Annotated in this window: 16 protein-coding genes; 6 read left to right on the forward strand and 10 right to left on the reverse strand. The window is 59.7% G+C overall.

What is annotated here, in order from left to right:
• Window positions 1–98: 98 nt before the first annotated feature.
• From RBB47_RS19555 to RBB47_RS19575, 5 genes are all read right to left on the reverse strand, one after another.
• Entirely contained in the window at window positions 99–920 is an 822-nt protein-coding gene (locus RBB47_RS19555) for a citryl-CoA lyase (protein WP_305987560.1), read from the reverse strand.
• Complete coding sequence (locus tag RBB47_RS19560) at window positions 917–2,110, reverse strand: CaiB/BaiF CoA-transferase family protein (RefSeq protein WP_305987561.1); 1,194 nt, start codon at window positions 2,108–2,110, stop codon at window positions 917–919. Before RBB47_RS19560 ends, RBB47_RS19555 begins: the two co-directional genes overlap by 4 nt.
• 28 nt (window positions 2,111–2,138) lie before the next feature.
• A complete protein-coding gene (locus RBB47_RS19565; RefSeq protein ID WP_305987562.1) occupies window positions 2,139–3,662 on the reverse strand; it encodes a tripartite tricarboxylate transporter permease in 1,524 nt (507 codons plus the stop codon).
• A 1-nt stretch (window position 3,663) separates the two neighbouring features.
• On the reverse strand, window positions 3,664–4,155 hold the full coding sequence (locus RBB47_RS19570; protein WP_305987563.1) for a tripartite tricarboxylate transporter TctB family protein: 492 nt from the start codon (window positions 4,153–4,155) through the stop codon (window positions 3,664–3,666).
• Between the two features lie 86 nt (window positions 4,156–4,241).
• Window positions 4,242–5,222 carry a tripartite tricarboxylate transporter substrate binding protein gene (locus RBB47_RS19575; protein ID WP_305987564.1) on the reverse strand — a complete coding sequence of 327 codons (981 nt, stop codon included), beginning with the start codon at window positions 5,220–5,222 and terminating at the stop codon, window positions 4,242–4,244.
• A gap of 115 nt (window positions 5,223–5,337) precedes the next feature.
• Here RBB47_RS19575 and RBB47_RS19580 point away from each other — a divergent pair, with 115 nt between their 5' ends.
• From RBB47_RS19580 to RBB47_RS19590, 3 genes are read left to right on the forward strand one after another with little or no spacing between them, the layout of a single operon-like run.
• Entirely contained in the window at window positions 5,338–6,003 is a 666-nt protein-coding gene (locus RBB47_RS19580; protein ID WP_305987565.1) for a response regulator transcription factor, read from the forward strand.
• Window positions 6,004–6,041: 38 nt separating this feature from the next.
• A complete protein-coding gene (locus RBB47_RS19585; RefSeq protein WP_305987566.1) occupies window positions 6,042–7,385 on the forward strand; it encodes a sensor histidine kinase in 1,344 nt (447 codons plus the stop codon).
• On the forward strand, window positions 7,355–8,395 hold the full coding sequence (locus RBB47_RS19590; protein WP_305987567.1) for an ABC transporter substrate-binding protein: 1,041 nt from the start codon (window positions 7,355–7,357) through the stop codon (window positions 8,393–8,395). The genes RBB47_RS19585 and RBB47_RS19590 overlap by 31 nt, the downstream gene beginning before the upstream one ends.
• Window positions 8,396–8,442: 47 nt before the next feature.
• Here the strand turns inward: RBB47_RS19590 and rraA are convergent, their stop codons facing one another.
• Genes rraA through acnA form a run of 3 tightly spaced genes read right to left on the reverse strand, consistent with a single transcriptional unit; the run spans window position 8,443 to window position 12,673 of the window.
• The gene (gene rraA, locus RBB47_RS19595) at window positions 8,443–8,943 is read right to left on the reverse strand and encodes a ribonuclease E activity regulator RraA (RefSeq protein ID WP_305987568.1); all 501 of its coding nucleotides are present in this window, start codon (window positions 8,941–8,943) and stop codon (window positions 8,443–8,445) included.
• A complete protein-coding gene (locus tag RBB47_RS19600; RefSeq protein WP_305987569.1) occupies window positions 8,940–10,094 on the reverse strand; it encodes a 2-methylaconitate cis-trans isomerase PrpF family protein in 1,155 nt (384 codons plus the stop codon). The genes rraA and RBB47_RS19600 overlap by 4 nt, the downstream gene beginning before the upstream one ends.
• Window positions 10,094–12,673, reverse strand: coding sequence for an aconitate hydratase AcnA (gene acnA / locus RBB47_RS19605; RefSeq protein ID WP_305987570.1), 2,580 nt, complete (start codon window positions 12,671–12,673; stop codon window positions 10,094–10,096). The genes RBB47_RS19600 and acnA overlap by 1 nt, the downstream gene beginning before the upstream one ends.
• A gap of 89 nt (window positions 12,674–12,762) precedes the next feature.
• Here acnA and RBB47_RS19610 point away from each other — a divergent pair, with 89 nt between their 5' ends.
• Window positions 12,763–13,434: an IclR family transcriptional regulator gene (locus RBB47_RS19610; RefSeq protein ID WP_305987571.1), complete on the forward strand. Its 672-nt coding sequence runs from the start codon at window positions 12,763–12,765 to the stop codon at window positions 13,432–13,434.
• Window positions 13,435–13,536: 102 nt separating this feature from the next.
• On the forward strand, window positions 13,537–14,412 hold the full coding sequence (locus RBB47_RS19615) for an oxaloacetate decarboxylase (RefSeq protein WP_305987572.1): 876 nt from the start codon (window positions 13,537–13,539) through the stop codon (window positions 14,410–14,412).
• An 84-nt stretch (window positions 14,413–14,496) separates the two neighbouring features.
• Here RBB47_RS19615 and RBB47_RS19620 read toward each other — a convergent pair whose 3' ends face one another.
• Entirely contained in the window at window positions 14,497–14,844 is a 348-nt protein-coding gene (locus RBB47_RS19620) for an SMR family transporter (RefSeq protein ID WP_305987573.1), read from the reverse strand.
• Between the two features lie 348 nt (window positions 14,845–15,192).
• Here RBB47_RS19620 and RBB47_RS19625 point away from each other — a divergent pair, with 348 nt between their 5' ends.
• Window positions 15,193–15,852, forward strand: coding sequence for a L,D-transpeptidase (locus tag RBB47_RS19625; protein WP_305987574.1), 660 nt, complete (start codon window positions 15,193–15,195; stop codon window positions 15,850–15,852).
• Window positions 15,853–15,864: 12 nt separating this feature from the next.
• On the opposite strand, the gene RBB47_RS19630 is transcribed toward RBB47_RS19625, so the two are convergent.
• Window positions 15,865–17,376: an ABC-F family ATP-binding cassette domain-containing protein gene (locus RBB47_RS19630; protein ID WP_305987575.1), complete on the reverse strand. Its 1,512-nt coding sequence runs from the start codon at window positions 17,374–17,376 to the stop codon at window positions 15,865–15,867.
• Window positions 17,377–17,460: the final 84 nt, after the last annotated feature.

The raw sequence follows: 17,460 nt of genomic DNA on the forward strand, positions 1-17,460 counted from the left end.
TATTTTTGGACGTCGAGGATATGCGACGGTGTTCACCCGGCGCTGCGAGGTGAATTCGAGCGGACGGCGCTTTCAAAGAGGAACTTTGCTAAAACAGCTCAGTCTTCATCGCTGATGGGGCCGGGACCGGTATAGGTCCAGCGATAGGACGGGGGTGTCGGGCCCTTGTTGCGGCCGCCCTGGTTCATCTGCTCCCAGGCATGCGCGATCACGCCGACGGATCTGGAAAGGCAGAAGAGCCCGCGTGCCAGCTGCCCTGCAAACCCGAGTTCCGCATAGACGACGGCGGTCGCGCCATCGATGTTCATCGGGACCGGTTTGCCCTTCCGGGTATTCAGAATGGTCTGAATTGCTCTGCCGATATCGGCAAAGCGCCCGCTGACAATACCCTCTTGAGCGGCTTCATCGACCAGACCCAGCAGACGAGGGGCGCGGGGGTCTTCGGGTTTGTGAAACCTGTGGCCAAATCCGGGTATGAAGGCCGTGCGTTCGGATTGCCAGCGATCGATCATTTGCGCGGCGGCCTCCTCAAGATCGAGCCCGCCCGCAACCGCCTGGTCGATCCAGCCATAAAGCTCCACCGCTTGTTCACCAGCCCCGCCGTGAACGTCATCAAGCATGTTGACCGCGGATGCCAGGGCACCGTTGAGGCTGAGACCGCAGGTCACTGCCATGCGGGCGGCAGCGATCGACGGCGCCTGCGGCCCATGGTCGACAGCGGCCACCAAAGCGCATTCTAGCAGCTTCGCCTGCTCAGGCGTCGGCAAGTCGCCCCGGGTCATCAGCCAGATCATCTGGGGAAAGGAGACGTTACCGATCAGGTCCTCAATGGCATGGCCACGAAACCGGATCTTGCCGGGGGCCATGTCTATGATGTCTGTCGACCACCAGTCTGAGACGTCGCTGTTTCCGTCGCTCATAGCGCACCGTCACTCTGCAATTCAGCCAATTCCGCCTCGCTCACGCCCAAACCGGTCCAGATCTCTTCGTTATGCTCGCCAAGGAGAGGCGGAGGATCATCCACACGCGGTGCTTCCCCGTCGAGCTTGATCCCGGTGGTTGTCACCGAAATGTCTCGGCCAACGCCGGGCACGTCCTGGAACGTGTTCAGGAAACCGCGGTCCGCGACCTGGGGCATCTCCAGCACCTCCGGAACTGTCAGCACGGCTCCGGACGGAACGCCGAGACGGTTGAGCTCCTTGGCCCAGTCGCGCGCGGGACGGGTCTTGAGCACGATTTCAAGCTCCGCTTTCAAAGCCAGGCGATTTCGTTTCCTGTCTTCACGCGTCGCATATTCCGGACGATCGCGAAGCGCGCTCAAGCCAAGGTGATCGGTCAGCAGAACCCATTGTTCGTCCTTGTTGGCAGCGATGTTGAGAAGTCCGTGACCAGCTTCAAAGGCCCCCGAGGGGGCTGATGTGATGTTTTCGTTGCCGTTGGCTGCCGGTTCCACGCCCGCGTTGAGATAATTGGAAACCACCCAACCCATCGTCGCCAGAACCGATTCAAGCATGGAAACATCCAGGAAGCAGCCTCTTGGCTTGGCGTTCAGCGCGGAGGCAACGGCAAATGCGGCCGTGATGCCGCCAACGGTATCGGCGACCGGATAGCCGACCCTGAGCGGCGCGCTCTCGCTGTCGCCCGTGATCGACATGACGCCGGATGCGCCCTGGATGATCTGATCGTAAGCCGGCCTGTGCACCCAGGGCCCGTCCTGACCGAAGCCGGAGATGGCACAATAGATCAGCTGCTGGTTCTCTTGCTTGAGCGTGTCGTATCCGACGCCGAGCCGGTCCATCACGCCGGGACGAAAGTTCTCAACCAGCACATCTGCGGTTTTCACCAGCTTGAGAAAGAGCGCCTTGCCCTTTGCATGCTTCAGGTTGACCGTGACCGATTTCTTGCCGGCGTTTTGCGCAAGGAACGAGACGCCCATTCCCTTGTCGTTGAGCTCCGGGTCGGCGCCGAGTTTGCGCGCAAGGTCACCTCGGCCTGCGGCCTCGACCTTGATCACTTCCGCGCCGAGATGCGCCAGGTGATGACAGCAAAACGGCCCGGCAAGTACATTGGTCAGGTCGAGGACCCGAATGCCTTCAAGCGGTTTCGACACCTGGCGCTACCTCTTCTTCTGCTTTCGCTCAGTCTCCGTCGGCCACGCCTTCCGCGCGCAGACGGGCCCGGCGGGCCCGGTACCCCGGCAGGACCACGAGGACGACGGCCAGGATCAACAGGCCAAGCGTCATCGGGCGCTCCCAGACAAAGCCCATGCCGTCATAAAGCTGCATGGCGCGGGAGAAATTGTTCTCCAGCAGCGGTCCAAGGATGAACCCGATGAGCAGCGGCGCAAGCGGATAGTCCGCGAACCGGAACAGGGTTGCGCAAATGCCGAACCCGACCAGGATCAGGAGCTCCGTCGCGTTGTTCTGCCCGATATAGGCCCCCATCAGCGTGAAGAACAAAATGAACGGGATCAGGTAGTTGCGCGGGACGGCCAGGACCTTGGCGATATAGGGGATCAGCGGCAGGTTCAGGATCAGAAGAACCAGATTGCCGAGATACATGGAAATGATGACCGCCCAGAAGATCTGCGGTTCATCCACCATCAGGCGTGGACCCGGGCTCACGTTGAGCGCAATCAGCGCACCCAAGAGAATGGCTGTGGTGCCCGAGCCTGGAATGCCAAGGGTGAGAAGCGGAACGAAAGACCCGGTGCAGGCAGCGTTGTTGGCGCTTTCCGGTGCCGCAATGCCTTTAACCGATCCCTTGCCGAACTCGTCCTGCTCTTCTTTCGATGCGATGTTTCGCTCAACAGCATAGCCCAGGAAGGAAGCGATGGTCGCCCCAGCGCCCGGCAGAACGCCGATGAAGAAACCCTGGAGCGATTGCCGTCCGATCACGGGCGTGATCTTGCGCGCTTCGTCCTTTGAGATGCGCAGATTCTTGATCTTGCCGCCGTCGCTGCCGTCACCGGTCTTGGAACGGTTTGGATCAAGCACGAGGAAGATTGCTTCGGGAAGCGCGAACATGGCCATCGCAAGTGTGATGAAACCGAAGCCGGACTGAAGATCCATGACCCCCATCGTGAAGCGGGGTGCGTTGAAGAGCACACCCTCTCCAACCGTTGCCATCATCAGCCCGAGGAATGTCATGAGCAGCGCCTTGCCGACCTGTCCTGTGCCGGCGAAGGCCGCAATGGCCGACAGGCCCACGACCATCAGCGCGAAGTATTCCGAGGAGTGGAACAACAGCGCGACCGAGGCCAGAGCCGGTGCAAACACCATCAACAGGACGGCGCCGATCGTTCCCCCGGCGAAGGATGAGATGGCGGCGACTGTCAGTGCCTTGCCGGCCTGACCCTTTCTTGCCAGCGGATACCCGTCAAAGGACGTTGCAACGGTAGAGGCAACACCCGGCGCATTGATGAGGATGGAAGATGTCGATCCGCCGAAGACCGCACCGTAGTAAACGCCAGCCAGCAGGATCAGCGCGGCGGACGGATCGCCGATCGTGATTGCGACCGGGATCATGATGGCGATGATCGACATCGGGCCGAGGCCTGGAAGCATGCCGATGAATGTGCCGATCAGGCAGCCGCCGACAACCATCAGGATGTTGGTAAAGGTGAAGGCCGTTGCGAGGCCGGTCAGAAGTCCCTCAAGCATCTCAGCCCCCAGTCATGAAAATCGGGAATGGGCTCAGGAAGATCCCGAGAACCACGTCCACCAGATACCAAACCGTGCCTGCGGCGATCGCCGCGACAAGGATCATCACCCCGTAACGGCGTTCTCCGAGAATGAAGCTGCCGACGGTCAAAAACAGAAAGGTTGATGCCAGGAAACCGAGAGGGCGCAGCAAAAGAGCGTAGGCCACCATCAGCGCCAGAAGCAGGATGGCCTGGCCGACCTTGTATTCCCGCAGGCGCGACAGGTTGATGTCCGTTGCGTCTTTCTTTTCCGGAGATTTCTCAAGGCCCAGCAGGACACTCAGGGACAACAGGATCGCCCCGATGACCAGAACCTTCGGAAAGCTCGATGGCCAGATCGGGCTGCGTTTCATGATCGGCGGCAAAAGCGCGTCCATGGTAAAAAAGGCTGCATAGCCATAGGCCAGACAGATCAGCAGGATGACTAGGGCCAGCCAGCGGTCGAGCGCCATCGTTCCCCCCCCAGGATTTTTTGGATTGGTTGATGCGTCCGGGTGTACCCGGACGCATCTGTCACCACGTCAGGTGTGAGCGTGGCTTAAAGGAAGCCGAGTTGCTTCATCAGATCGCCGATCACCTGCTCCTGCTCTTCCAGGAAGGAACGGAAATCGTCGCCGGGATTATGGATGTTCACCCAGCCGTTGCGTGCACGGACGTCTTCCCACTCAGCGGTCTCGTACATTGCGGCGATCGCAGCCTGATACGCAGCCAGCTTGTCTGCCGGCAGACCCGGGGCGGCAAAGAAACCGCGCCAGTTGACGAAGGTGGTGTCATTGCCCTGCTCGACCATGGTCGGTGCATCGGCATAGGCATCCACACGCTCAGGAGAGGTCACACCGATGATGCGGACTTCTCCGGCCTTGGCGAGTTCAACGGCTTCGGAGAAACCGGTGGAAACGGCCTGGACTTCGCCAGAAAGCAGACCGGCCATGGTCTTGCCGCCACCATCATAAGGCACGTATTTCAGTGCGACCGGATCAGCTCCGGCCGCCTGGAAGACCATTGCGGCCACGAGGTGGTCCATGCCGCCCGGAACAGAGCCGCCACCAACGGCGGTGCCGGCCGGATCCGCATTAAAGGCTTCGATCAGGCCATTGACGTCCTGGATATCGCTGTCTGCGGGCACGACAAGTGCTGCGTAGTCACCGATCGTTCCGGCCACCAGCGTCAGGTCGCGGAAATTCTGCGGGAACACGCCAGTCAGCGAACGGATCACGATCGGTGTGGAGTTGACCATGAGCGTGCCATGGTTGCTGTCGGCATTTTCAATCAGGTAGCCGATGGCCTTGCCGCCACCGCCGCCGGACATGTTCTCATAAGACGCGGAGCCGACGAGACCGGCCTTGGTCAGGGCTTCACCCGTACCACGGGCCGTACCGTCCCAGCCGCCACCAGCACCGCCCGGAATCAGGAAGTGAATGCTGTCAACGACTTCTTCGGCAAATGTCGGTGTTGCGAATGAAAAAGAGACGGCAGCCGCCGCCAGAACGACCCGGCGGGTCATCTTCATAAGTGTCATATTTTCCTCCCTGACACGCCGGGGCTTCACGAGCCCCTTGCAAACATTAAAAGTATTGGGAAAGCTGACAGGAACCTGTCACGTCACCAAAAACATTGGCAAACGGCTGAAAAACATGCGCTTCCTGCTGATTGAGGACAATGAGAAACTGGCAAAGGCCATTGTCGAGCGCCTCGGCCTTGACGGGCACGTGGTTGATCATGCTCCCGATCTGGAAACGGCTGCGGACTGCCTCGCCGGTACCGGATACGAACTCATTCTGCTCGATATCATGCTGCCGGACGGCGACGGTCGCACGTTTCTGGAGCGTCACCGGACCGGTGACAACGATACGCCTGTCATCGTCCTGACCGCCCGCTCCGAGGTGTCGGACCGTGTGCGCATGCTGGACCTCGGGGCAGACGACTACATCACAAAACCCTTTGATTTTTCAGAACTTGAAGCGCGCTGCCGGGCGGTCCTTCGGCGTCGCCAGGGCGCTGCACGCAATCAGAAGACATTCGAGGATGTCGTGTTCGATCCGCTTGCCGGCACGGTCGAGGTCGCAGGAAGCGTGTCCGATCTGAGAAACCGGGAACTGCGATTGCTTGAAGTGTTTTTTTCCGCGCCCGACATGATCTTCTCCAAATCCCATCTCGTCGACCGGCTGTTCTCCTATGATGAGGACGTCTCGGAAAACGCCATCGAGGTCTATGTCGGGCGGGTTCGAAAGAAGCTGCAGGGTGGGCGCGTCAAGATCGAGACCGTGCGTGGGGTCGGTTACCGGATGACCGCCTCATGACACCTGTCCGCGCGCGTGGGTCCTTGAGAAGGCGATTGTTGCTCCAACTGCTCCTGGTGGCCGCAATCCTGTCGGTCGCGCTTTATTTCACCGTAAGGGCCCTGGCCCAGCAGGCGGCCGAAACCACCCAGGACAACATCCTGATCGCATCGGCAACGGCGATATCCGAGGCCGCTCGCGCAGAACGCGGCCAGATCCTGGTTGACGTCCCTTACTCCGCGCTTTCCATGCTGGGGTCGATTGCCGAGGAACGCGTCTTCTATCGTGTCACGGCAGATGATCTGACGGTGACCGGCTACGATGATCTTCCGGCGCCCGCTACGACGGTAGAGACCGGCAATCCGGTGTTTACGACAACAATTTACAGGGGCGATGAGGTTCGGATCGCCGCACTTCCGCGGCGCCTGACGGTCGGCGACGAGACAGTCATCCTGACGGTACTGGTCGCCCAGACACGGCTGGGGCTTGCCGCCGTCTCGCTACAGATCTCCATCGCCGCGGCTGCCGCCGGTGTCGGCTTTTTCCTCTTGTCCGGAGCCCTCAGCTGGTTTGCGACCAACAACGCCATGCGCCCGCTCAACCGGTTGGCCCAGTCGGTGGAACGGCGCGGCCCTCAGGATCTCAGCCCGGTCGAAACATCCGCGCCCACGGAGTTGGTGCCGCTGCTTCAATCGCTGAACACGTTCATGGCGCGGCTCAGCGCATCCCTGGCGCGGACGGAGGACTTTATCGCAGAAGCTGCCCATCATGTCAGAACGCCGCTGGCGACGGTGCGGACGCAGTCTGAGATCGCCATGCGCAGCGTCAGAAAACCCGAAAACAAGCAGATCCTGCGCGAGGTCATTCGGGCGGCCGATGAAAGTTCGCGTTCTGCGGGTCAGCTTCTCGATCACGCGATGGTCGCACTGCGCTCGGACAATCTCGAAAAGGAACGGCTCAACATGAAGGATCTCGCCCAGGACGTGATCCGGTCGATCAGCCCGACGGCGGACCTGAAGGACATCCGCATTACCTGTTCCGGCTCGGACCGCACAAGCGCAGTTGAGGGGGACACGATCCTGTTGCAGAACGCACTTCGCAACCTGCTGGACAATGCGGTCAAGTATTCGCCAGAAGACAGCCGGATAAAGGTGGAGATTTCGGAGGCGGATTCGAGTGTCCGCATCGATGTCCTCGATGAGGGCAGGGGTCTGGGAGACGGCGACCGAACCCATTTGACGGAACGGTTCGGCAGAGGCGACAACGTACGGGACGTGATCGGTTCCGGCCTAGGACTGACAATTGTGGACGAGGTCGTGCGCGCCCATGGCGGGTCCCTGGCGCTGACAGACAATCCTGAGAGGAGGGGAACATGCGCGTCCATTACCTTACCCTCGGCCTGATCGGTTGGTTCCTCGCCCTGGTTACCACTGCCCAGGGCTTCGTTGCCGAGGAAGAACGCCTCTTTGAGGCTGACAATCCAACCGCGGAACTCACGATCCTATCGACGGCGGATCTTAATATTTTCGCGCCACTGGTCGAAGCCTACCAGGCTCGCAATCCCACGATTGCAGTGCGTTATGTGACCGCATCCAGCAGCGAGTTGATGAAGGCGCTTTACGAGGAAGATGCGCAATTCGACATTGCGATTTCGTCCGCGATGGATCTGCAGACCAAGCTCGTCAATGACGGATTCGCGCAGCGCCATGTTTCAACGGAAACCGGTTCCTTGCCGGAATGGGCGAAGTGGCGCGACCGGCTCTACGCCTTCACCCAGGAACCTGCGGTTCTTGTTTACTCAAAGGTCGCTTTCGAAGGTCTGCCTCAACCGACGAACCGGGACGAGCTGATTGCGCTGATGCGCGAAAATCCCGATCGCTTTGATGGAAGGGTGGGGACTTATGACATCCGCGAAAGTGGAGCGGGCTACCTGTTTGCGACGCAGGACTCCCGCCAGTCGGAGTCCCTGTGGCGGATGGCCGAGGTCATGGGCCGTCTCGACGCGCAGCTCTACTGCTGTTCCAGCAAGATGATCAAGGATGTGACAGAGGGTCGTCTCGCCTTGGCCTATAACGTGCTCGGCAGTTACGCGGCCGCTCATCTTGCCGACAATCCGGATCTGGGTCTTCTGCAGTTCAACGATTTCACGACCGTTATGCTGCGCACTGTGCTGATACCGAAAACCGCTCCGGACCCTGATCTCGCCGGACAATTCGTCGACTTTCTGGTGTCGGAAGAAAACCGTGATCTGATCGAAGACCTGACGGGGCTGCCCGCCATAGATCCAGGCGTCCTGCAACGCGAAGCCGCCTTCCGCCCGATCCGGCTGGGACCGGGCCTGCTTGTCTATCTTGATCAGCTGAAACGCCGCACTTTTATCCGGGCATGGCTCAATGCCATGGTGCAGCCTTAGATACTCACCCTAGGGTACGGCTTCATTTTTGGTCCGTATCCTGATGTTCACGACGCAAGTGGCCCGTCCGTGACAAGCACACCGTCCTCGTCGCAATAGATGAACTTTCCCGGTTCGATCAACACGCCGCCGAACGCCAGCGGAATGTCGATTGCCCCGGTTCCTGCCTTTGCCGATCGGATTGGGCTGGTTCCGAGTGCCTTGACGCCGATTTGGAGATCGGCAAGCAACCGGGAGTCCCTGACCGCGCCGTTGATGACGATCCCGGCCCAGCCGTTTTTGATCAGCCTTTCTGCCATCATGTCGCCCAGGAGCGCGGTGCGCATGGAGCCACCTCCATCCAACACGATGACAGACCCCTCACCGTTTTCGGAACAAAGGGTCTCCTGCACGAGCTTGGTGTCTTCGACCATCAAAGCAGTCCGGATCTTGCCCGAAAAAGCGCGCCTGGCTCCAAAGTCGCGAAACGGAAGCTGAACGAGGCGAACCTTGTCGGGATGGGCATCGTTCAGGTCGCAGGTGGAATAACTGTTGAGGTCTTCGCTCAAGACGCATCCTCCAGGAAGTCGGCGGGATATAGAACGGCGCCTTCCATGATCCGCCGTTGTGTTCGAAACGTTCCGGCCGTGATTGCAGTCGGGCCATCGGGATCTGTGCGCACGTCTGCGGTAACCTGCAGGACGCCGGATGGTGTGCCTATTCTGAGGTCGTGGCCTTCGGGCCGCGCAATCTCCTGAACAAGAGACCCCTGAACCTGTGCCGCAACGGCCGTGCACATACCTCCTGTGAGGGTGATCGCCCGGTGAAAGTTGCCCATCGACACAAGGCGCACGTTCAGGTCATGCGTGACTGCTCCATGTGTTTCGCCATCGAGAGACACAAACTCTCGCGGAGCGCCGACAATGGCGACCTTGGGGTTGGAGCGTTTCACGTCATCAACTGACGTTGCCAGACCCATGACGACTGCCCCCGCACGCCGAATGGCTTCAAGCTGACTCATCAGGGTGTGGTCGCCGTCGAGATCCTGGGGCAGCTCGGTGGCGGATTTGCCAAGATCCGCGGCCCGCAGGTAAACAACAGGATTGGCTGCATCGATCAGCGATACTTCGAGCTCACCGACACCGTCAACGACCAGCCGGTCCGTTACATTGCCTGTCGGAAGCAGCTTTCCGGTTGCCGCACCACCCGGCGCTAGAAAGTCGAGGATGACAGGCGCCCCAGTCCCCGAAACGCCTGGAATGGCAACATCTCCTTCCTCCACCGCGTTACCGTCTTTGACCGGAAATCGGGCATGATAGAGACGGTCGGTGTTGGTGTCATAGATACGTACAAGCGCTTCGCGCTGATCCGGGGCCAGTTTGATCATGCCTTCCTCGACCGCAAAGGGGCCGACGCAGGAAGACATGTTCCCGCAGGCCGAGCCGTAGTCGGCAAGCGGTTCGTCAACAGCGATCTGGACAAACGTGTAGTCGACGTCAGCGTCTTCGCGCTCAGACGGTTTGACAATCACGACCTTGGAAAGCGAGGACAAGCCACCGCCCATGCCGTTGAGCTGCCGGCCATAGGCATCCGGACTGCCCAGGACATGCAAAAAGATCCGGTCGCAGACGGTGCGGTCGGCCGGCAGATCTGCCCCGTTGAAGACCACCGCCTTCGACGTCCCACCGCGATAGAAGGCTGCCCGTAGCCGGTTCTGCATCATGCCGCTCCTGCGAGAAATTTCCTGAACGCGCGCGGCAGAAGACCGCCGGCGGCAAATGTCGCCCGCTCGCCGTCATTGTAAAGTCTAAGGTCCAGCGGTGTCATGTCATAGCTGCCGTCCCGGCGATGCACGGTCAGCATGGCGCCCCGTAGATCCTCGTCAAAGTCGATATCGAAGGTCTCGCTGCCGTCGAGGCGTAGCGTCTGCCGCGTGACGCCCTTGGGAAAGCAGAGTGGAGCAATCCCCATATTGACAAGGTTCGAGCGGTGAATGCGTTCAAAACTCTCCACGACCACCGCCCGGACCCCGGCAAGCCAGGGCGCTTTGGCCGCCGTGTCGCGCGAAGATCCGCATCCGTATTCCTTGCCGCCAATCACGACCAGCTTTTGGTCCCTGTCGATGTAGGTCTCTATCGCCTTGTAGATGGTCGTGACCTCGCCTTCAGGCTCAACACGGGTCCAGGAGCCCTCCTTGTCCGGGGTCATTTCATTGCGGAGCCTGTAGTTGGCGAATGTCGAACGGACGACCACGTCTGAACACCCGCGCCGCGTGCCGAAGGAATTGAAGTCCTGAGGCTCAACTCCCTGTTCCTGGAGATACCGACCTGCCTCGGACTCTGGCGTGATGATGCCGGAGGGAGAGATGTGATCGGTCGTGACGCTATCCCCCAGAATAGCGAGCGGCCGCAGACCCTTCAAAGGTTCAACGGGAGGCGTTTCCGGTTTGATCGAGCGGATGAACGGCGGAAAGGAAACGTAGTTGGAGGGAACCCATTCATAGGTGCCTGCGCTTGCTTCCAAATCATTCCAGTGCGTGTTCACTTCACTGATTGCGCCATAATTCCTGCTGAACTCTTCCGGCGTCACGAACGTCTTGATGATTTCCTCCACCTCATCGGCCGTTGGCCAGAGATCTGTCAGAAAAACGGGATTGCCCTCCGTATCGGTTCCAAGCGGCTCGGTCGTGATGTCCTTCAGGATCGTGCCCATCAGCGCATAGCCGACTACCAGCGGCGGCGATGCGATCATGTTGCGCGATGCGAGTGGATGGATCCGTCCCGCAAAGTTTCGGTTCCCTGACAGAACCGCGATACCCTTCACATCGTGTTTCTTGATCGCAGCTTCGTGTGCCGGGTCGAGCGGGCCGGACATGCCGTTGCAGGTGGAGCAGGAAAACGCCACGACCTCAAAGCCGAGGGCATCGAGAGAAGACTGCAGGCCGCTCTTTTCAAGGTAGCTCGCCACCACTCTGGAACCGGGCGCCAGGGACGTCTTCACGTGCCCGGGGATTTTCAACCCTCGTGCAACCGCATTTCGCGTCATCAGACCCGCAGTCACCATGCTGCGCGGGTTCGCGGTGTTGGTGCAGCTTGTAATGGCCGCGATAATCACGTCGCCATCGCCGATATCATGGGATGCGCCGTCGACCTCGACCCTGCGCGGGGTTTCTCCCTCCAGCTTCAGCTTTTCCGTGGCATCGGCCAGATCGATCCGCTGTTCAGGGCGCGACGGGCCGGAGACAGAGCGCCCGATCCGGCTGAGGTCGAGTTCGACGACGTCGTCATACTCCACGGCCCGGTCGGTACCATCCGCCCACAGGTCCTGCGCCTTGCAGTAAAGCTCGGTCAGACCGGCGCTGTTGCCGCGCCCCGTGTCATTGAGATAGTCGATGGTTCTTTCGTCGACCGGGCAGTACACCATCGTCGACCCGTATTCCGGCGCCATGTTCGCAATAGTGGCCCGGTCTGCGACGCTGAGGTTGCGATACCCCGGCCCGAAGAGTTCGACAAACGTGTCGACGACACCGATGGCGCGCAGTTTCTCTGCGATCACCAGCGCCTTGTCTTTCGCCTGTATGTGATCTGCAGGTGCACCGGTCACTTCCAGGCCGATGACCCGTGGCACGTTGACCGGCGTCGTCTCGCCAAAGAGAACTGCTTCGGCTTCAAGGCCGCCAACACCCCAGCCCATGATGCCGAGCGCGTTGATCATTGGTGTATGGCTGTCGGTTCCAAGGCAGCTGTCAGGAATGAGCAGGTTGGCGTTATCCTGGGCGGGCAGGACCGTCTGTCCGAGATACTCCAGGTTGACCTGATGGCAGATGCCGCCTCCGGGCGGGATGACGCGAAGACGCGGAAAGCGCGTTTCGCAGGCCTTGAGAAACGCAAACCGCTCGCGATTGACCTCGAATTCGCGATCCATGTTCTTCTGAAGCGCAAATTTGTCGGCCCAGTGATTGATCGACATGGAGTGGTCGATCACCAGATCGACCGGCAGGCTCATGTCGACGGTAAGCGGATCGCCCCCTTCTTCCTCAAGGAGATTGCGCATCGCCATGATGTCGATCAGCGCTGGGATCCCGAGCATGTCATGCAAGAGTAGGCGTGCAGGCCGGAAGGGCACAGCATCGCCGTTGCGCGCGAGAACATCCTGCGCCGCTGTGCCGCCTTCGGAATGGCGGGCCGCGTTCTCGGCCAGAAGCCGCAACGAATAGGGCAGACTGCGGTAGCGCTCGCCGAGGAGCCCGCGATAATCTGCAGCCAGAAATGTCGAATTTGGAATTGGTTGATAGCGCACTTTGCCTCTCCACAGTTGACGCAAGGCTAGACAGTCCATGGGGTATGCAGCAAGGTGCTTCTGATGGCGTTTCATCTGGTAGAACGAAGATGGCAACCAACCGAACTGAATCCGTCGAACGCGCGATGTCGATCCTAAGTTCCTTCTCAACCCAAAAGCCGGTCATGACCCTTGCCGAGATCGCCGAGGAAACGGGACTGCACAAAAGCACCATCCTGCGGCTGACGAATTCCATGAGCATCTACGGCTTCATACAGCGCGACGAGGACGGACGGTTCAGCGTCGGACCTAGTGTCTGGCGCCTCGGTCTGATATTCCGACGTGACTTCACAAGGCGGGAACATGTTGCGCCATCTCTCAAGATCCTGGCAGAAGCAACCGGCGAAACAGCGTCGTTTTACGTGCGAGCCGGCAATGAACGTGTTTGTTTATACAGGGAAAATTCTCCCAACCTGCTGCGGTTCCATGTCGAGGAAGGCATGCGCTTGCGGCTTTCGACCGGAGCATCCGGCCTCGTGCTGCGCCACTTTTCCGGGGAGGATGTCGGAGATCTGAGCCAGTTCAACAAGAACGGTACTGTCAGTTCGATGGGCCAGACCAATCCCAATATCTCTTCCATCTCGACGCCCGTTTTTGGCAGCAATGGCGAGCTGGCCGGCGCCCTAACGGTTTCCGGGCTCGCAACGCGCTTTGATGATGAAGCACGTGCAAATGCGATCCCTCTTCTTGAAAGCCTCGCCAAAACCCTGACGACCGGTTGAGTGGTGCGTTTCATCTGATAGAACGCCGGTTCGCGGAACTTGCCAAAAGCCTGGGCGCGTCTTAGCCAAGTGGTGAGATTTTCAAAGCCGGAGTGCGCATCGATGATGAACCACGAAATCAACAAAGCCTTCCGTGCGCGCCTCGAAAAGGGTGGCGCCGTCCTGATGCCGGGTGCTGCCAACGCGCTGGCGGCCAGGGTCATTGACGGGCTCGGTTTTGAAGCGGTCTACATCTCGGGCGCCGGTCTCACCAACACCTTTCTCGGCATGCCGGATCTCGGGTTTGTTTCTCTTCCGGAGATTGCCCAGCACACGGCGACCATCCGAAACACCACCGAGCTACCCATTGTCGTTGATGCAGACACGGGTTTCGGCAACGCGCTGAACGTCCATCACACCGTGCGGACGCTCGAGCGCGCAGGAGCGAGTGCCATTCAGCTGGAAGACCAGGTCAATCCGAAGCGGTGCGGTCACTTTTCCGGAAAGGAGGTCGTCGGCTTAGGCGAGGCGCGCAGCAGGATCAAGGCGGCGGCTGACGCCCGTATCGACCCCAATTTCCTGATTGTCGCCCGCACGGATGCGTGCGCGACCGATGGATTTGACGCCGCGATCGAAAGAGCGGAAGCCTTCATTGAGGACGGCGCAGATGTCACGTTCATTGAAGCGCCCAGGAGCCTGGAAAACATTCGCGATATTCCCAAACGACTTGCCGGCACCCCGCAGCTTATAAACCTCGTCGTCGGCGGGAAGACACCGATCATCGACTTTGCCGAGCTCGACGAATTGGGATTTGGACTTGTGCTCTACGCCAATGTCGCTCTTCAGGGGGCGCTGAAGGGCATGGATGACGCACTCTCCATGCTGAAAGCTGATGGGCGGATGGACGAAAACGGACCGGTCGCTAGCTTCGAAGTGCGTCAGAATGCGGTCAAGAAAACCTACTACGATGATCTTGAACGCCAATATGAAGTCGAGTGAATGCTGGCCGGAAAGCGCAATTGGAGCCGGTCGACACCTGTTCGATCGGCTTCTTTCGCAACGGGGCGGCGTCTTCGGTGATCGTCAATGCGTTAGCGATTTGGAAAAGACGTTGATGATCACCACGCCGGCAACGATCAGACCAAGGCCGAGGATCGCCGGCAAATCCAGCTTCTGGCCGAAGGCAAGCCAGGCAACTAGCGTGATCAGAACGATACCGGCGCCCGACCAGATCGCATAGACGATTCCCGTCGGCAGCACACGGATCGGATAGGACAGCAGCCAGAACGAAACCGCGTAGCCGATAACAGTGATCAGCGACGGCACGAGCCGGGTGAAGCTTTCCGCCCTTGCCAGGGCAGAGGTTGCAACAACTTCGGCAACGATAGCCGCGCATAGGATGAGATAGGTCGTGGTCAGGTTGACGGGCATGGAGCGCTCTCTTTTTTCGCAACCTGACAGCCAGGCCGCGCAAATCGAATCGAATTTCAGGGGTCGGACTTTGCGCTTTTACGCGCGTTGCAAGAAAAGCGCACCAGCTGCGAAATCGCTTCAGGTCACGTAGGTGTGAGTTCCAATAAACGGATCCAGCGCTTGAAAAGTGTGCCCAATTTGCTTTGTTAAGGCCCCGTTTACCATAATAATGTTGCCATGCAGCGTCATGTGGCATGTCTTGATTGTTGATTGTCTGATGAGGGCCGGGCCATTGGGAAAAAAGGGCTCGGTGAATACTTTCCAGCGTGCGTTCAGCGCCTGGCTCGGCCGGAGAAGGACTTGGAAATGACGTCAATCTTGAATCGTCGAAGTTTCATTGCCGGTTTGCCGTTGCTTCTGGCCGCCTGTCAGGGCAGCCAGAAATCGACCGTTCAGGCCGGCCTGACGCCGCTTGCCGATGGAACGCCGAACTATGCCTCCGCCTACGCACCCGTCCGCGACGGCGGCTTCTCGCTTCCCGGCATCGATTACCAGGCGTTCGACCCGAAATATCTGCGACAGACAGTTTTTTATCCAACGCGTTACCCGGCCGGAACGATCGTGGTCGACCCGAACAAGAAGTTCCTTTATCTGGTTCAGCCCGGCGGACGCGCAATCCGCTACGGTATCGGTGTCGGGCGTGCAGGATTTGCCTGGAACGGTGAGGCCGTTATCCGTTTCAAGCGGGAGTGGCCGAAGTGGTTCCCGCCCGACGAGATGATCGAGCGTGACCCCAGCCTTGAGAAATACCGGGAGGGTCAGGAGGGCGGGCCGAGCAACCCGATCGGGGCTCGCGGGCTATACCTCTGGCAGGGCAACAAGGACACGCTCTACCGCATCCACAGCACCAATCAGCCGGGCAGCATTGGCACCAACGCCTCCAGTGGCTGTATCCGCATGTGGCACCAGGACATTATCGACCTCTACGACAGGGTGGAGCTCGGCACGAAGGTGGTGGTGCTGTAACGCTGCAATGACTCAGCCGAGCTGGTCGGCGAAGAAGGCTTCCGGGCTCCCGGCTTCGACCAGCTTTTTTCCCTCTATTTGCCAAAACCGCGTGCCGACATTGCGCACGAACGTCCGGTCGTGGCTGACCAGCAGCGCGGTCGCGTCGTGAACCAGCAACTCACGCTCCAGTGCCTCCTGGCCCTCTATGTCGAGATGGTTTGTCGGTTCGTCCAGAATGTACAGGTTCGGGTTTCTCAGCCGCAGCAAGAGCATGGCAAGCCGGCTGCGCTGACCGCCCGAGAGGACGGAAACATCCTTTTGCTGAAGATCGATATGGATGCCTGCTTCCGCCAACAGAGCGCGGGCACGCCTGTCCCCGACGTCTGAGGACTCTGTAACGGCTGCCAACGGGTTTTTGAAGCGGTCAATCTGGGAAAGCGACTGGTCCGAGACGCCGGGGACGGCCGAGGGCGCGACGCGGATATCAGGCAGGTCCTTTTGAAGAGCGTCGATAACAAGCGACAACAGGCGTGATTTGCCCGCGCCGTTCGCACCGAGCACGACAACACGGTCTCCCGGATTGATCCAGAGCGCCGGAAGACGGAACAGAGTGCGACCGTCCGGGACGGTTACGTTTGACGCGGCAAGACTTACCAGAGCCTTTGCATGCGCTCCTGAATTATCCAGGCGTATCTTGCCCGCGGACCGCCGGTTTTCCGCAGGCCGCGCGGCATCTTCGATTTTCTGCGCCCGTTCCTTCAGCTGCTTTGTCTTGTTCAAAAGCAGGTCGGACCCGGAATTGACGCCGATATTCTTCAGCTTCGCAGCCTGCCGCCGGAGCTGGTTGGCCTTCGCGAGATCGTTCCGGAACCGGCGCTCAGTGGCGCTGTCCTGTTCCGCAAGCGCCTCCCTCGCCTTGCTATAGGGCAGGGGAAAGACATGCGACTGCTCGCGTCGAAGGAAGAGGGTTCTGTTGCAGACCGCATCCAGAAACGACCGGTCATGGCTGGCGACGATGAGCGGTGTGCCATGCGCGATGGTGCCAATCCAGCTTTGCAGAATGCCGATGCGTTCAAGGTCCAGGTGGTTGGTTGGCTCGTCCATCAGGAGCACATCCGGTTCGTTGGCCCAGACCCTGGCAAGTAGGGTGACCCGTTGCCAACCACCCGAGAGTTCGCCAAGAGGGCGTTGCCACAGGTTTTCCGGAACCTCAAGATCGCTCAGTGCGATATCGACCCGCCAGCTTTCACTTTCAGCCTGTTCCGGGTCAAGCGCGGACAGAACCGCATCATAGAGCGAAACCTGTTTCAGCATTTCCGGAACATCTTGCGTGACCAAACCCACGCGAAGACCACGCGCTGTCGTGATGTCGCCGTGGCTTGCTTCGGCTTCACCGGCAAGGATGCGCAGCAGGGTCGATTTGCCGGTTCCGTTGGCCGCAACGAGGCCGATCCGGTCGCCTTTTTCCAGATTGAGGTTCAGATTTTCAAACAGGGGAGACGTCAAAATGACGCCGAGATTGCGAAGATTGATCAGGGACATGTGCCACAACTTTCAAACCGGGGCTGCAGCCTTCAAGGCTGCCATCTGGGCAGATCGTCGTGACTTTGAAAATGTCCTTCGATC

The sequence above is a fragment of the Roseibium sp. MMSF_3544 genome, from assembly GCF_030732845.1.
Taxonomy (GTDB): Bacteria; Pseudomonadota; Alphaproteobacteria; order Rhizobiales; family Stappiaceae; genus Roseibium.

What these genes read in the sequence shown, in the direction of transcription:
- RBB47_RS19555 (WP_305987560.1), bottom strand. Translation starts at nt 920, where the DNA reads ATGAGCGACGGAAACAGCGACGTCTCAGACTGGTGGTCGACAGACATC.
- RBB47_RS19565 (WP_305987562.1), bottom strand. Translation starts at nt 3,662, where the DNA reads ATGCTTGAGGGACTTCTGACCGGCCTCGCAACGGCCTTCACCTTTACC.
- RBB47_RS19570 (WP_305987563.1), bottom strand. Translation starts at nt 4,155, where the DNA reads ATGGCGCTCGACCGCTGGCTGGCCCTAGTCATCCTGCTGATCTGTCTG.
- RBB47_RS19575 (WP_305987564.1), bottom strand. Translation starts at nt 5,222, where the DNA reads ATGACACTTATGAAGATGACCCGCCGGGTCGTTCTGGCGGCGGCTGCC.
- RBB47_RS19580 (WP_305987565.1), top strand. Translation starts at nt 5,338, where the DNA reads ATGCGCTTCCTGCTGATTGAGGACAATGAGAAACTGGCAAAGGCCATT.
- RBB47_RS19590 (WP_305987567.1), top strand. Translation starts at nt 7,355, where the DNA reads ATGCGCGTCCATTACCTTACCCTCGGCCTGATCGGTTGGTTCCTCGCC.
- RBB47_RS19600 (WP_305987569.1), bottom strand. Translation starts at nt 10,094, where the DNA reads ATGCAGAACCGGCTACGGGCAGCCTTCTATCGCGGTGGGACGTCGAAG.
- RBB47_RS19610 (WP_305987571.1), top strand. Translation starts at nt 12,763, where the DNA reads ATGGCAACCAACCGAACTGAATCCGTCGAACGCGCGATGTCGATCCTA.
- RBB47_RS19615 (WP_305987572.1), top strand. Translation starts at nt 13,537, where the DNA reads ATGATGAACCACGAAATCAACAAAGCCTTCCGTGCGCGCCTCGAAAAG.
- RBB47_RS19620 (WP_305987573.1), bottom strand. Translation starts at nt 14,844, where the DNA reads ATGCCCGTCAACCTGACCACGACCTATCTCATCCTATGCGCGGCTATC.
- RBB47_RS19625 (WP_305987574.1), top strand. Translation starts at nt 15,193, where the DNA reads ATGACGTCAATCTTGAATCGTCGAAGTTTCATTGCCGGTTTGCCGTTG.
- RBB47_RS19630 (WP_305987575.1), bottom strand. Translation starts at nt 17,376, where the DNA reads ATGTCCCTGATCAATCTTCGCAATCTCGGCGTCATTTTGACGTCTCCC.